This is a genomic window from Pseudoclavibacter endophyticus (assembly GCF_008831085.1).
Taxonomy (GTDB): domain Bacteria; phylum Actinomycetota; class Actinomycetes; order Actinomycetales; family Microbacteriaceae; genus Pseudoclavibacter; species Pseudoclavibacter endophyticus.
Genome location: NZ_WBJY01000001.1, coordinates 2,112,406 through 2,126,729, shown reverse-complemented (window position 1 = coordinate 2,126,729; position 14,324 = coordinate 2,112,406). Strand labels below are relative to the sequence as shown.

The window sequence follows — 14,324 nt, the reverse complement described above, 5'->3', positions numbered from 1 at the left end:
CCTCGGTCAGTCTGACCGACCGAGAGGAATCACAATGTTCGACGACAACGCCACCCTGTGCGCCACCTGCTTCGAGGGCTGGGCGTAGTACTTCGAGACCTTCGACGGGTGTGAAGCGACGATCGGCACCCACGACGATCGCTCCACTCAGCCCTGGCCGTCTTCGGCCCGCGGTTGCGGCGCGGCTTCCAGATATCTGACAAGATCATCGAGACTCGCGGTCACGACGTGGCGGAACCGGGCAGGGACCTTCGCGTCCGTGAGCATGGAGGCCCACGATTTCTCCGTTACGACTATGTCGCAGTAGGGCACGGCGATCGCGAGGGCGGTGACATCGTTGAGATCGTTGCCGCTCCAGGCCTTCTGCGGATTCGCCTGCCTCACATGCCTGAGCTTCATCTCGACCCAGCGGGAGGGTATCGCCTCGACGAGATGCGTCATACGGTCAAGGACGTCGTTGAAGGCGATGCCGAGCTCTCTGCTTATCCGAAGCAGGGGATCGATGATGTCGGCGACCGCGGTCGCTACCATGACATCGTTGAGGCGGCCTCGCCCCAGCTTCTTGAGCGCCTCCGCGACGCTGCGCTGACCGTCCACGAACCGGTCGTCGGTGAGGTTCTTCATGTCGTGCAGCACGATGCGTAGCTCATCAGGCATCCCATCAGGGGTCGCACCGGCCAGAATGACTCGCTCGAACTCCGGCTCGGCTCGGCGCTGAAGCTCCTGTTGCACATGTGCAGGTAGCGGTACTCCGAGATACTCAGCCGGCGCCACGTAGCTCAAAGCCGGTGATGCTGCCGCGTGAGCAATTCCACTCCCGAACAGATCGAGCTCCTCAACGGGTATGGGCAGACCGAAGGTATCAATCAGCGCCCGCCGGATTTCCCACGGAGCGATCACATGAGGCGGCGCTATCCTCAGCATCCCCGCGAGCCGCATCATCGTGGCTGCCAGATCCTCGCGTTTCCTAAGGTCGCCCTGCTTTCCCGTCTCGTAGTAGTGAGCCAGGCTGAGCGGGAAGCGTGCGCGTCCGTCATCTGCAGCTGCCCTCAGAACGGCCAACGTCTCGACGAAGCGTGCACCTTGTGGATGACCTGTCGCAGCGCGCGCGAGGTCAATCCACTTGTTCTGATCTAGGTAAACGGTGAGCACGAACACTAGTTTGCGTGGCTGCCACGCGCGAGCACCGTGTCCGGCTCAACTCAGCCCAGCACAATCACTCCGCCAGCAGTCCGCCACAACCGTCAGCGTGTGCGCGGGGGAGCCGTCGACCCGCGCACGATGAGCTGCGACGGAAGGGTTGCGACAGCCCGAGGCGTGTCGCCCGCCATCGCCTGGAGCAGCACCTCCACGCCGAGCGACCCGCACCGCGGGATGTCGACCCTCACGGTGGTGAGGCCCGGCTGCCAGACGGATGCCATGTCGATGTCGTCGACCCCGATGATGCTGAGATCGTCGGGACAGCTGCGGCCGAGGCCGGCGATGCCGGCACTGATGCCGAGCGCGACGAGGTCGTTGTACGCGATCACGGCGGTCGCTCCGCTGGCGACGACGGTGGCGGCAGCGGCGTGTCCGCCCTGGATCGTCGCGGACTGATGGCCCAGGACGCTCACGCGGATGCCGAGCGCATCGGCGACGGCGGAGATCGACGTGCGGCGACCGGCGTCGGCCCAGGAGTTCACCGGCCCGGATGCGTACGCGATGTGCCGATGGCCGAGCGCGTCGAGATGCTCGACGGCCTGCCGCGGGCCGTTTTCGTTGTCCATGACGACGCTGGGCAACCCATCGATCACGCGGTTCACCACTACGGCGGGCGTATCGCCGACGAGGGCGCGCACGTCGTCTTCCGGGAGGCGCGGGGAGCACAGCAGGATTCCATTGAGTGCCCGCGCCCGCTCGATCTGCTCGCGTTCCCGGTGAAGGTCTTCGTCGGTGTCGAAGAGCACGGGCCGGTGCCGGCCATGCCAGGACTGGCCGTGGATGCCCTTCAGGAGCGTCGCGTACACGGGCTGGCCGCATCTGGCACGATCACGTCACCATCCCAGGAGGGCGAGCGCGCCGGTCGCCGCGGCGGCGACAAGGCCCGTCCACACGATGATCGCGATGATCTGCCACAGGATGACCCACTGCTTTGGCACGCCGGACGCGACGAAGAACGCCGCGGTCAGCATCGTGGGGAGGGCGAGCGGGGCCAAGAGGCTCGCTCCCGGAACGCCGAAGCGCACCAGCCAGCGACGAAGCTTGGCCCGTCCCTTCGCCTTCCGTGAGGGCTTCGCTTCCGACTCGGAATCGCCCGGCGTAGCTCGGTAAGATTCCGTCTCGTCGTCAGTATCGCCCGACGCAGCTCCGCTGGTGTCCGCCACCGAGTCCGGTGCGCCGACGAGCTGGGGCTCGAGACGCTTCGCATCGGCCCGTCCAGCTTTCCGCAGCACGATGCCCTCTCGGACTCGCGAACCGAAGAGGACCACTGCGATAACGCACAGGATGTTTCCCGCCGCTCCCGACATGGCGGCGACGATCGGGTTGATGCCCGCGAGGATCCCGAGGCCCGCTGCGCCCTCGCCCTCGATGTACGGGATCGCGCCCGCGACCATGACGAGCAGCGGCTGCAGGAACTCGGGCAATTGAGCGATGGTGCTTTGAAGCCACTCGTACGGGTTGTTCACCATGGATATCTCCTTGTCTTCATGCGCTGAACACAAGCCAGCGCGTCCAAGGAGCAGTACAGACTGAGTTCTCAGAACAGGGTCAAGCGCATCCCGAGATCTGCTGACGGTATTGACCCTGTACCGAGAACACAGTCTTGAATGATCCCGAACCCCACGACCGAGACCCCGGCCATGGGATGAACGGAAGGAATCGACGATGCCCTGGAGCACGAGCGAACTTGCCGAGCTCGCGGGGACGACCGTGAACACGGTGCGCCACTACCACCGCTCCGGCGTGCTCGAGGAGCCCGAACGGATGTCGAACGGCTACAAGCAGTACGGCGCCCGGCATCTCGTCCGGCTCCTGCAAATCCGGCGGCTCCGCGACCTCGGCGTCCCGCTCGCCCAGATCGAGTCCGTCGGGCCCGGGGGAGACACCCCCAACGAAGCGCTGCTCGCGATCGACGCCGATCTCGCCGCGAGCATCGAGCGGTTGCAGCGCGCGCGGGCGGAGATCCGCGCCATCGTCGACGGAACGACGACAACCGACCTGCCCGCCGGTTTCGAAGACGTCGCACGTCGACTGTCGACTCCCGAACGGTCGCTCATGCTCGTCTACGAGCAACTCTACGACCCGGAGGCGATGGCGGATCTCCGGACGATGGTCGAGACCGAGTCCGACGACGGCAACGCAGAATTCGAGGCGCTCACCGCGGATGCCGACGATGAGGCCCGGCAGAGGATCGCGGAGATGCTCGCGCCGGCGATCTCGCAGCACATCACCGCCTACCCCTGGCTCAGCGATCCGACCGAGCACCTGTCGAAGGGACCGCGCGTGACGGCCCAGACGTTCCTCGAGACCGTCACCGAACTGTTCAACGAGGCTCAACTCGATGTCCTCGGCCGGGCGAGCGCGCTCGCCCGCGAGCTGGCGACCGCGTCGAGCACCGCCACCACCGCAGATGAAGCACACCACCAACAGGAGAACTGATGACGGACCAACTCGACCCCCGCTCGATGAACGACGCCACCGTCCCCGCTTTCGATGAGCCCCTCCTCGTCGAGGACGTGATGCTCCTGCTCTTCCAACCCGCCACGGGCTCCATTGCCGGCGAGAACATCCTTTTCTACGTGCTGGCCGGTGCAACGCTGGGCGACCTGACGCGCCAGGAGCGGATCGAGCTGCGCGAGGCGGACGCGCCCACGCCTCGCATCCATACGCTCAACGCTGCCACTGCCCCCGACCCGGTGCTCCTGCCTGGCCTCGAGTACATCGAGCAGAAGCCGCGCGCTGTGCAGACGGTGCTCGCCGCGATCGGCCCGAACCTCCGTGCGCCGGTACTCGATCGCCTCGTTGAGCGCGGCGATCTCACGAGAGAAAAGGGCAAGACGCTCGGCATCTTTCCGTCGACGAAGCTCGCCCTGGGAAGTGATCGGCGCGCCGTGTTGATCGAGCGCGTGCGCTCCGTCCTCACCGACGGCGAGACGCCGGACGCCCGCACCGCCGTGAGCATCGCCCTCCTATCCGCGAGCGGCACGCTGCCGCAGTTCGACGGCGAGATCCCGTGGAGCGGCGACGTCTACACGCGCGCCAAAGCGATCGAGCGCGGCGACTGGGGCGCGGCGGCCGCGTCCGAGGCAGTCACCCGCACGATGACCGCGGTCATCACCAACGCGCTCATCGCGGGCTTCGTCCAGCCCCGGAGCTGAGGCGCCGATCACTCCCGGGCGGCGTCCGTGCCTCAGTGGATGTCCTGGTGGTGGATGCTTCGCGCCGCGACGGCCGTGAGGCCGGCGGCGACGAGGATGAGCAGCATGGGCAGCCAGACGTGCAGGTCGCCGTCCGGGAGCTGGGGCACGAGGGCGAAGGGTGAGGCGTAGAGCGCCTCGGGCGGAACGAGGCGGAACGAGGCGGTGAACTCGAGCGCCTGGAACGCTCCGACCACGATGAAGGCGATGGCCGCGGCCGCGCGCGGGACGGTGGCGAGCAGCAGCGTGGTGAGCGCGATGAACACCCACGCGGCGGGCGCTCGCAGGGCACCGGCGGCAGCCAGCATCCCGAACGCGCCGGGGTCGGTGCCGAGTTGCGCGACGCCGATGCCGAGCCCGAACTCGATCAGTAAGGCGAGGGCCGCCAGCGCTCCGGTGAACGCGTAGGCGAGCAGCCAGCGGGCGCGGGCGACAGGGCGGGAGAGGACCGCTTCGGCGCGGCCGCTGGTGACCTCGCCGCGCAGCCGCAGGGTGGTCTGGATGCCGCGGATCGCATCGAACAGCGGCGAGAGATAGATGCGGCGCAGCTTGGTAGCGCACTTGACTGGGGGTCAAGGGGTCGCAGGTTCAAATCCTGTCATCTCGACGGAAAAGCCCTGGTGAGACGGCAAGTGTCATCAGGGCTTCGCCTTTTCTGGAAGTGATCACTGGATGGCCTGTTTGTTCCATCTCCTCGAGCCTCGCGCTGACTACGTGGACCAATCCGGTTCGGGCTCGTTGCCCGAGCATCCCGGGTAGTGACGTGAGTGTCCCGGGAGCGGAAATGCCCGTCGCCGCCCGCATGTGACCTCACGAGGTCTCCGCGTGGCGTTTGGTGGACCCCGTCGCCGCGACCAGGATGGCGACCAAGGCGAGCCCGAGGAGCACGCCGTAGAGGGTCGTAAAGGTGACGCCTGTGGCGAGCAGAGCGGCGATGAGTGCCGTGAGTACGCCGATACTCATACTTTCGCCCGCTTGCAGAGCGGAACTATAGGCCCCCTGTCTCTCTGCGCTTACGAGGGCGAGTGTGGCGCTGGACAAACGGGGATAGGCAGTCCCCATCCCGGTTCCCATTGCGATGCAGGCGGCTACCACGACTCCCAGCGGCAAGTTTGAACTGGTGTACGCAAGCGCCGTTGCAGGTCCGAAGGCGACGAGGACGGTGGCGAGCAAGACGAGCCGCCCGTGTGTTCTCTGCGTGCTCGAAAACCGTCCTTGTAGCCACGCTCCGAGTGCCCATCCAGCGGCCCCGAGAGCTATCACTAGTCCTGCGGTCGTAGGCGGATATCCGCGCTCCGTTTGCAAGTAGAGCGTCAGGTACAGATCAGTGGTGGTGACCGTTGCGCCGAGAATGGCTCGCAGTGCGATCAGCCGCTGCGGAGCGCCTCGCAACAGGAGCGTGCCTGCGGGGAGGATGCCGCGCGCGGTGATGATGAGCGCCAGCGAAGCCACCGCGACGACCACGACCGAGACGAACGTATTGAGTTGCCCAGCGAGGTGCAGAACGACGAGAAGGACGGCAGCGAGGAGGGCGAGGGAGCCGCTACGCCCGACAATCTTCGACCACGAACGATCGCCCGGGGATGGGTGCCGCGGGCCAAACTCATCCTGGGCGGAGGGCGTTTGGGTGACGCGTAGAAGGCAGAGTAGTGCGGCAGCGCTTCCCACGAGGACGATGCCGAGAACGGTTCGCCAAGTTGTGAGGTCAGTTAGGAAGCCGGCGATCAAGGGCCCTGCCAATGAAGGTACGAGCCATGCCGTTGTCAACAACCCGAACATGCGTGGGCGGGGACCTTCTGGGACATGTCGGGCGATCAGGACATAGAGGCACACGGAATCGATCCCGCCGCCGACGCCTTGCAGGAGCCGACCGAGGATGAAAGTACCGATGTCTGGCGCCACCACTGTCAGTGCTAGACCGAGCAGAAAGAGTGTTCCGCCAATCATGAGTGGTGTTCGTGGGCCCGATTGGTCGGCCCAGTTGCCGCCAATGACCATGCCGATCAGGGCGGTGGTGATGGTCGCGGCATAGGCGAAGGAGTACCAGGCGGTGCCTCCGAGGTCGGCGGTTACCACCGGGAGGATGGTTGTGACCGCGAACGACTCGAATGCGATGAACGTCATCAGCGTGAGAGTGCCCGCGATGAACGGTGCCGTCTGCCGTGTCCAGAGCTGTTCGCGGGTGCGGCGTGGATCAGTTTTCATGTCGACCACCGATGTCTAGGACGATCTTGCCGCGCCCGTGCCCAGACTCGACGTCTCGATGTGCGTCTGCGACGTCGCGAAGTTGGTAGCTGCGGCGGATATGTACCTGCAGTTCGCCGCGTCTAACCAGCTCGATGAGTTCGGCCAGGCGATCAGCAGAACGACGGCTACGGATGATGCCGCATCCGAGATCGGCTGCGAGTGCCATGTCCACGATCGTTGCTATCCGGGTGCGATCATCGACGAGATCGATGGCCGTTCGTAGGTTCTTATGGCCAGCAGCGTCAAACACAACATCAATCTGGGAACTGAGAGCGCGGATTCGCTCGGTCTGCCCTTCTCCGTACGCAACCGGGACGGCGCCCAAGGATCGCAAGTAGTCGTGATTGGCTTCGCTTGCGGTTCCGATGACAGTCGCACCCGAACGGATTGCGAGCTGAGTGAACATCGTTCCCACGCCGCCTGCCGCGCCGCAGACGAGCACAACATCACCGGCTTCGACGGCGAGATCCTCGAACGCCGTGTGCGCGGTCTGCCCTGATGCTGACAGAGCTCCAGCAGCCAACCATGGAACACCCGCTGGTTTGGGTACGAGGTGCGACTCCGGCACCACCACGTACTCGGCGTAGCAATTGAGCACGTTGAACCCAGCGACTTCATCCCCAGTTCGGAAGCCATGAACCTCAGGGCCGACCTGCTCGACGACGCCGGAGAACTCGTTGCCGAGAACTTGCGGGAACGTGATCTCTGCTCCCGGTGGTGTCCACCCCGCCCGGATGGCCGCGTCGGTCAATTGCACACCGGCGGCGATAACCCGAACCAGGACGCCGCCAGGGAAAGTGGCTGGTCTGTCGATCTGACGCACCCGGAGAGCGTCCGGCGAGCCGAAGCTATCGATCACCGCGGCCCACATCTGCTCGCTCATCGAATCGATCCCGCGCCTGTTAGGAAACGCACCAGTTCCCCGGCCGAAGCGGTCCCCGAGATTTGACTCCCGTCTCGGGCGACGATCGTTGGCACTGAGTTGACTTGCAGGCGTTGCGCGTCCGCGAGGTCGCGAGCAACGTCCTCCGCGAAGCTCTCTCCCACTAGTGCGCGCTCCACCCCGGCAGGATCGAGGCCCCAAACCGCAGCCATCGATCTCAGAACATCCCAATCACCCAGGTTCTCGGTACGACCGAAATGTGCAACGAAGGCTGCATCCCAGGCCGCTCCGGCACGGGACGGTTTCGCGGCGGCGACGAGCTTCAGAAGTCTGTGCAAGGGGCTTGAGTCGAACATCAGGGCGCCGTCGACGTTTATATCCAGCCCCTCTCCCCGGCCCTCAGCCCGTATGCGTTGGCTCTTGGATTCCCACTGCGCGATCGTCATACCCCACTCGCTCGTCGCGACCGCAGCAGTTGGCTGGCCTGGACTCACGGGTCCCCGAGGTTCGAGGAGGAAGCTCCGCCTCCTCAGCCGAACTGGCTCGCCAAGCTCAGTGGTCGTTCGTGGCAGTCGGCGCAAGCCGATCCAACACCACGGGCAGCGCACGTCCGCCCAAACATCCACATCGATCACTGCAAGCTCCTTCATCGAGTTCCCTTGAGCTAGAGTGAACTACGTCAAGTCGACTTGATGTCAAGCTTGCCTACGAGGAGAGTGCGCGTATGCCCCAAGTGCATGAAGGCGTCGTCTGGCTCAAACCCGGAGAGATCGCCGAGCGAGCTGGTGTCGCGGTGTCGACGCTGCACTACTACGAATCGATGGATCTCATTCGCAGCAGGCGGACGGCGGGCAACCGTCGCGAGTACCGTCGGGACACGCTGAGGGTCCTGGCCTTCATCCGAGCCTCGCAAAGGGTGGGCGTCAGCCTCGATCGCATCAAGGATGCCCTCGATCAGCTTCCTGAACAGGGTCTTCCAACGAAGAAGGACTGGGCGCGCATCTCGCGAGAATGGCGCGACGACCTCAACGATCGCATCGCGTACCTCACGGCCCTCCGCGACAACTTCTCGAACTGCATCGGTTGCGGGTGTCTCTCCCTCAAGTCCTGTCCGTACTCCAACCCTGACGACATACTCGGCGCTGACGGTCAAGGCGCGCTCCGGTTCCCGTAGGCGCCTGCCGGGTGCGAAGCGGCCGTCACCAGTTCGCCACTCTCGCAGCATGTGGGGACAAGAGTCATGCAGCAACCACTGCCACCGATTTGAAGCGCGGCTAGGAACGCGCGGAACTGACCCATAATCGGCCTTCGTGGCACCATCCGCCGACGGAGCTGTCACGCCTCTTGCAGGTCGAGGAGCGGCACCCGTGCTGGAGACTGAATGCATGCCTGAATCTTGTGCTTTCTGTGGGTCGGCGGGGCCCCTGAGCACGTCTTCGGTCAGTTGGTGAGCAGGACGGGCTTGGATCTCGCCCCGGTGCGTCATCATCCGGGCCCGTTGAATGCTCTGCCGCGCGACATGGCGGAGCAGCCCCTATTCCGTTCGCTCATGCGACGTGTCTTCGCCTGGGGTTTCATCGACCGCGCTCCTCGCTGATCGAGTTGGCGCCGTCTATCGTGATGACCTGACCCGTGATGTACGACGCGCCTTCGCCCGCGAGGAAGGCGATAACGTACGCGACTTCGTCTGGGGTGCCGGATCGGCCCACCGGTGTGGCCGCGCCCATTCGCCGTTCGCGATCCGACGCGGATGCCGTGTCGATCCACCCCGGAGCGACAGTGTTGACTGTGATGCCGGCTGCGGCGGTATCGATCGCCGCCGCGCGCGTCAGTCCGACGACGCCGGCCTTCGCCGCGTGGTAGGCGACGTCGCCGCCGTATGCGGCGACGGGCCCTGACACCGATGACACGTTGACGATGCGGCCGTAGCTGGCGGCCTGCATGAGGCCCGTCACCGCGCGGGTCATCAGGAACGACGTTGTCAGGTTGCGATCGAGCGAGGCATGCCAGTGCTCGAGAAATGTTCCGCCGATCGCACCCGACGCATACGAGTCGGACACGGCCGTCATCCCGGCGTTGTTGACAAGGATGTCCACGCCGCCCAACGAATCCGACGCGCACTTGACGACCGCATCCACGCCGGCCTGATCGGTGAGGTCGGCGACCACCCCTTCTGCGCGGATGCCGGCGTCGCGTAGTTCTGCGACCCGCTCGAGAATGCGATCCGTTGTCGATGTGATCACCACATGATTTCCTGCGGCGCCAAGAAGACGGGCTGTCGCGAGCCCGATTCCGTGAGTGCTTCCCGCGCCGGTGATGATCGCGACTCGCTGTCTTCGCGTGGTCATGGTGGAACTCTCCTCGTGGTTGTACGACCGCCGTGACGCCCGCAGGAAATCAACATGTCGAGTGAACGCCGTGTGGTAGCCACATGGTCAAGCCGCCGTTCCAGGCGATTCCATGGTCGCGGCCTGTGTCTCTCGCGCAGTCCCTGTCAGCCTGGTCGTGGCGGGGTTACCTGGCGCTGACGGGTGCTGCGCGCATCGAACTGCAACCCTCGCCGAGGTTGCCTCGGTCGCCGGGGTGTCCAAGAGCGGACTCATCCACCACTTCGTGAACCGGGATCAACTGGTTGTCGCCGTCGTGGATGACATGCACGCGCAGTTCCGCGAGGCGGTCCTCGCTCAGCTGGACCTATCGGAGAACCACCCGGGAAAAATGCTCCGCGCCTATGTTCGAGCACTGTGCGCGGGAAGCACCGAGGCCGTGGCCGCGCGCGACTTGACGTCGGCGGCGAACTGGAACGGCGTGTCTGCAATCCCAGGGGTGGCCCCGGTCATCGCGGAGTACAACGCGTGGTGGGGAGAGCAGTTCGGTGCTGACGGGCTCAGCGCGGAGCGGATCCAGATCGTTCGCCGGGCCGCTGAAGGCGTCGCAGCCGCTGCCATGCAGGGGAGCGAGGATGAGGCGAGTATCGCGACGGCGCGCGGTCTGCTGCTCGACCTCTCGTCTCACGGCACATTCCGCACACCCATCTAGCTTCCCTTCTCCCGCGAGGTCAGAGCACAGCGGGCGCCGCACCTGGCGCTGACGATCGCGGAGGCGCTGCTGGTCGCCGTCGAGAGGGGGTGACGCGGGCGCCGCGCTTCTTAACGTCGTTGAAGCCGCGTCCGCCGACGTGATCACGATGGCCGGCGACGCGCCCCCCGAGTGATGGTCGTTCGGGCGGTCGGGGGTGCTTGTCATCCTCCTAGAGCCGCGGTGAGAACTGACGTCGCTGTATGGCACGCGAGTGACCACTTGCGAAGCGGTCCGTCAGGGTTGACAGCGTGGCGGGCACACGGTTTCTGATGTCCGAAAGCGGGCGACGATCATCCGGGGTGTGGCGAGCACCTTGTTGTGCAGGCCGAACGGTCGTCCTAACAGACCGTATGGCCTGTTAGAGAGTTCTCGCGAGTACGACGTACTGACCGCGCGGATGAGAGGACGACCATGACCGGCACAATCCCCAAAGCCACGACCAAGAGCTGGGCCGGCCTCGCAGTGTTGGTGCTGCCACTTCTCCTCATCACCATTGACGGCACGGTCCTGATCCTGGGACTGCCCGCGATCTCTGCAGAGCTGAGGCCGACCGGCGTCGAGCAACTGTGGATGATCGACATATACTCGCTCGTCCTCGCTGGTCTGCTCGTGGCGATGAGCACGGTCGGTGATCGGTTTGGTCGACGACGGAACCTGCTCATCGGCGCGGTCGCCTTCTCGATCGCCTCCGTCGCCGGGGCGCTGGCGACTGAGCCCTGGATGCTGATCGCCGCCCGTGCATTGCTCGGTGTCGGTGGCGCGATCATGATGCCGTCGACGCTGTCGCTGGTGCGCAACATGTTCCTCGATCGACAGCAGCGCAGATATGCGATGGCTCTGTGGGCCGCAATGGCATCGGTGGGTGCGGCCGTGGGCCCGATCCTCGGAGGCTGGGTCATCGAGACGTTTAGTTGGCAGGCAGCGTTTCTGATGAATATCCCTGTCATGCTCCTCTTGCTCATCGTCGGCCCGCTCCTGCTGCCCGAGAGCCGCAACCCCGCGCTGCACCGCATCGACGTTCTCAGCGTCGTGCTCTCCTTCGTCGGAATGATCGGCGTGGTCCTCGCGATCAAGACCCTGACCGGCGGCAAGGACATCGTCCTCGGACTCGCCGCGCTCGTCGTCGGCGTTGTCGGCGTCGTGCTGTTCGTACGCCGTCAACTGAGGCTCCCCACTCCGCTGATGGACGTCCGGATGTTCAAGGTGCGCTACTTCCGCGGTGCCGTGGTCGCGGATCTCCTGTCGATCTTCGCGATGGTGGGTGCGCTGGTCGCCCTCATCCAGCACCTTCAACTCGTGCTAGGCCTCAACCCGCTGCAAGCGTCGATTTGGCTGATCCCGCAGGCGTTCTTCGCCGCAACGGCCGCCTTCCTCGCCGCGGTGCTCGTCAAGCGAATTCTTCCGGCGTACGTCATCAGCGCCGGCCTGCTGATCTCGGCCGTCGGCTTCGGGCTGACCATCTTCCTCACGCCGACGTCGAGCCCCGTCCTGATCGCGGCAGCGCTCGCGCTGGTTTCCCTAGGGGCGGGAATCGGCCTGGCGCTGAGCAACGACATCATCATGAGCTCCGTCCCGCCCGAGCGCGCTGGGCAGGCCGCCGCCACGTCAGAGACCGCGTACGAGATCGGCACGACGCTGGGCACGGCGGTACTGGGAGGGGTTCTCGTCGCCTGGTACACGCGCACCGTGAGCGCCGGAACCGACGCGTTCGACCTGGAAGCGGGCCTTGCCGAGCGGGTGTCATCGACGATGGCTGAGGCGCTGTTGGTGGCCGCCGAGATCGGGGGCGAATCGGGAGCTGCGATCCTTGACATCGCCCAGACCGCGTTCACCGATGCGATAACAGTGACCGGCATCGCCGGAGCCGGGGTCATGGTCGTGACTGCTATCTGGGCTTTGGTCACCCTCCGCGGCGCAGCGGCGCACGCCGACCTCGCTGCAGAGCACGCGGACGACCACTGACGACACGAACGCGCGGTATTCACCTTCGTGCTTGGTGACCAGGAACCCCTCGAAAACAACACCCACGTCTTCAGGGCCGCTTCGGGTTCGGTGGTGGAAACTCCCCTCAGGAGTTGACCCCGTTCCGACAACATGGTCTTCAATGATGAGCATGACCGACACTATTCAACGAGTCGAGGCGGGGGCAGTAGCTGTTCTCGCGGTCGTCGCGGTCGTGACGCTGTACCCCGCATGGTGGTGGATGATCCTCGCCGCATTCCTCGTGTTCGACCTTTCCATGGTGGGATACATCCGTTCCGCCAGGGCAGGAGCGCTGACCTACAACCTGGTGCACAATTTCGCACTACCCGCTGTGGTGAGCGTATTCGCGCTCGTGGCCCAGAGCTGGTCACCGATCGCGTCGACGACCCTGGGCGTCCTCGCCTGCGCGTGGGCATTTCACGTCGGTGTCGATCGTGCTCTCGGCTACGGGCTGAAGTTGCCGGGCGGGTTCACGCACACCCACCTCGGAGTAATTGGCCGAGTTCATGGGAGAGATCACCGCCACAGCTCGGGTGGACAAAGACGACGTCTCTCCGTAGATCGGAGCCGCGGACATCGATAGGAGTGTGACTGGCGGCTCGACGACGCCAAGGTTCGATGGGATCAGGGCGCTATTCATCAACGGTACCTTGAAGCGCTCGCCCGAGCCGAGCAACACCGACGGCCTCGTCCGACTCAGCAGCCGCATCATGCGTGAGCTGACGCCGGGTGGATCGGGGGGCCGGGCCCGGACCGGCCTATCTCGACCCCGGCTCGGGCGGACCGGAGAACGACTTCACCAATCGCAACACCCACCAGATCGCCGGGGCCCTCGCCGACGGACGGCTGAGGGACTTCGCCCACAGCATCGACCGCGTCCCCGCAAAGGCACGCAAGGTCGAAGAAGAAGACACCCGGTCAGTGGAGCGGATCCGAACTGAACGCCACGAAGAGTTTCGGCGGTGACGTCGAGACAAAACGTTCAAACGCTGCTTATCGTCCGTATTCACTTCCTGGTCTCCGTTCCTTCGGGCGCCGCAGGGCTCGATCCGCCGGCGCGGACTGCGGACGTCGTCGTTGCCATGTTGAGGCCCTTGGTTGAGTCGAACTGAGTCATGACCAGTGCGGCCGTACTTACGAATCCGGATGCGAGGATGAGGAGCAGGGACGGGACGAACGCGGCGGCTTCCGGTATCCAGCCGCCCAGCGCCCAAGGCAGGATGATGGCGGCGAGCACCGCTGCGCTTGTCAGCCACTCATTGACGACGAGTGCGCGTGACATACCTGATCCGCCTTTGACCAGCAGGCGGCGGCCCGTGTCGATGGTCATCAGTGTCAGGATGCCGCCAAGAACAGCGAATGTCATCGCCCCCAGCAGCGGCTCCATCGACGCTAGCACCAGTGTCACCAACAGGGGGATCGAGTAGGCGGCGAAGACCCACCGGGTGGCAGACCGAAGATAGGTGTCTATTGCTGCCGAACTGGCCACCCGTCGATGCATGTCGGAGTCGATGTAGAAAAATACCCCGACAATGAATGTTCCAAGGAGGGTGGCGGACACTCCGGCTAAGCCCAGCAAGAATTCCTGGTGGACCTCTCTCATGGCGCACACTCGTCTTTCCTTGAAGCCCGCTTGGCATCCCCCCGGGCCGGTGGGAACCCGACCGTTGGGCGCAAGTAGACACTGTGTTGTCAGGACTTAGTCAAGCCCCGACACCCGCATGCCTTTCGGT

Annotated in this window: 15 protein-coding genes, 1 tRNA gene and 1 pseudogene; 8 read left to right on the top strand and 9 right to left on the bottom strand. The window is 65.0% G+C overall.

Annotated elements, in window-relative coordinates:
- Positions 1-147 precede the first annotated feature (147 nt).
- The 3 genes from F8O04_RS09580 to F8O04_RS09570 all read right to left on the bottom strand — a co-directional run bounded on the left by F8O04_RS09580 (position 148) and on the right by F8O04_RS09570 (position 2,669).
- Positions 148-1,152: a hypothetical protein gene (locus tag F8O04_RS09580; protein ID WP_158028985.1), complete on the bottom strand. Its 1,005-nt coding sequence runs from the start codon at positions 1,150-1,152 to the stop codon at positions 148-150.
- A 92-nt stretch (positions 1,153-1,244) separates the two neighbouring features.
- A complete protein-coding gene (locus F8O04_RS09575; RefSeq protein ID WP_225734951.1) occupies positions 1,245-2,006 on the bottom strand; it encodes a LacI family DNA-binding transcriptional regulator in 762 nt (253 codons plus the stop codon).
- Between the two features lie 27 nt (positions 2,007-2,033).
- Positions 2,034-2,669: a small multidrug efflux protein gene (locus F8O04_RS09570; RefSeq protein WP_158028984.1), complete on the bottom strand. Its 636-nt coding sequence runs from the start codon at positions 2,667-2,669 to the stop codon at positions 2,034-2,036.
- A gap of 196 nt (positions 2,670-2,865) precedes the next feature.
- On the opposite strand from F8O04_RS09570, the gene F8O04_RS09565 reads away from it, so the two are divergent.
- A complete protein-coding gene (locus F8O04_RS09565; RefSeq protein ID WP_158028983.1) occupies positions 2,866-3,639 on the top strand; it encodes a helix-turn-helix domain-containing protein in 774 nt (257 codons plus the stop codon).
- Entirely contained in the window at positions 3,639-4,358 is a 720-nt protein-coding gene (locus F8O04_RS09560) for a GOLPH3/VPS74 family protein (RefSeq protein WP_225734950.1), read from the top strand. The genes F8O04_RS09565 and F8O04_RS09560 overlap by 1 nt, the downstream gene beginning before the upstream one ends.
- Before the next feature lie 32 nt (positions 4,359-4,390).
- Here F8O04_RS09560 and F8O04_RS14830 read toward each other — a convergent pair whose 3' ends face one another.
- Positions 4,391-4,705, bottom strand: coding sequence for a hypothetical protein (locus F8O04_RS14830; RefSeq protein WP_188726183.1), 315 nt, complete (start codon positions 4,703-4,705; stop codon positions 4,391-4,393).
- 225 nt (positions 4,706-4,930) lie between these two features.
- Between F8O04_RS14830 and F8O04_RS09550 the strand changes: the two genes are divergently transcribed.
- A tRNA-Pro gene (locus tag F8O04_RS09550) sits at positions 4,931-5,001 on the top strand.
- A gap of 206 nt (positions 5,002-5,207) precedes the next feature.
- On the opposite strand, the gene F8O04_RS09545 is transcribed toward F8O04_RS09550, so the two are convergent.
- From F8O04_RS09545 to F8O04_RS09535, 3 genes are read right to left on the bottom strand one after another with little or no spacing between them, the layout of a single operon-like run.
- Positions 5,208-6,602, bottom strand: coding sequence for an MFS transporter (locus F8O04_RS09545; RefSeq protein WP_158028982.1), 1,395 nt, complete (start codon positions 6,600-6,602; stop codon positions 5,208-5,210).
- Positions 6,592-7,527: an NADP-dependent oxidoreductase gene (locus F8O04_RS09540; RefSeq protein WP_225734949.1), complete on the bottom strand. Its 936-nt coding sequence runs from the start codon at positions 7,525-7,527 to the stop codon at positions 6,592-6,594. Before F8O04_RS09540 ends, F8O04_RS09545 begins: the two co-directional genes overlap by 11 nt.
- Positions 7,524-8,177, bottom strand: coding sequence for a DsbA family oxidoreductase (locus tag F8O04_RS09535; RefSeq protein WP_158028981.1), 654 nt, complete (start codon positions 8,175-8,177; stop codon positions 7,524-7,526). The genes F8O04_RS09540 and F8O04_RS09535 overlap by 4 nt, the downstream gene beginning before the upstream one ends.
- Before the next feature lie 74 nt (positions 8,178-8,251).
- Here F8O04_RS09535 and soxR point away from each other — a divergent pair, with 74 nt between their 5' ends.
- Positions 8,252-8,701, top strand: coding sequence for a redox-sensitive transcriptional activator SoxR (soxR, locus tag F8O04_RS09530; RefSeq protein WP_158028980.1), 450 nt, complete (start codon positions 8,252-8,254; stop codon positions 8,699-8,701).
- 400 nt (positions 8,702-9,101) lie between these two features.
- Here the strand turns inward: soxR and F8O04_RS09525 are convergent, their stop codons facing one another.
- The gene (locus tag F8O04_RS09525) at positions 9,102-9,875 is read right to left on the bottom strand and encodes an SDR family NAD(P)-dependent oxidoreductase (protein WP_158028979.1); all 774 of its coding nucleotides are present in this window, start codon (positions 9,873-9,875) and stop codon (positions 9,102-9,104) included.
- 112 nt (positions 9,876-9,987) lie between these two features.
- On the opposite strand from F8O04_RS09525, the gene F8O04_RS09520 reads away from it, so the two are divergent.
- The 4 genes and pseudogenes from F8O04_RS09520 to F8O04_RS15285 all read left to right on the top strand — a co-directional run.
- A complete protein-coding gene (locus tag F8O04_RS09520; protein WP_158028978.1) occupies positions 9,988-10,566 on the top strand; it encodes a TetR/AcrR family transcriptional regulator in 579 nt (192 codons plus the stop codon).
- Positions 10,567-11,019: 453 nt separating this feature from the next.
- Complete coding sequence (locus F8O04_RS09515) at positions 11,020-12,570, top strand: MFS transporter (protein ID WP_158028977.1); 1,551 nt, start codon at positions 11,020-11,022, stop codon at positions 12,568-12,570.
- Positions 12,571-12,721: 151 nt separating this feature from the next.
- On the top strand, positions 12,722-13,174 hold the full coding sequence (locus F8O04_RS09510; protein WP_225734948.1) for a DUF4260 family protein: 453 nt from the start codon (positions 12,722-12,724) through the stop codon (positions 13,172-13,174).
- 135 nt (positions 13,175-13,309) lie between these two features.
- Positions 13,310-13,404 (top strand): annotated as a pseudogene (locus tag F8O04_RS15285) (flavodoxin family protein); the annotation flags it as partial.
- A 193-nt stretch (positions 13,405-13,597) separates the two neighbouring features.
- Here F8O04_RS15285 and F8O04_RS09500 read toward each other — a convergent pair.
- The gene (locus F8O04_RS09500; protein WP_158028975.1) at positions 13,598-14,194 is read right to left on the bottom strand and encodes a hypothetical protein; all 597 of its coding nucleotides are present in this window, start codon (positions 14,192-14,194) and stop codon (positions 13,598-13,600) included.
- Between the last annotated feature and the right edge of the window lie 130 nt (positions 14,195-14,324).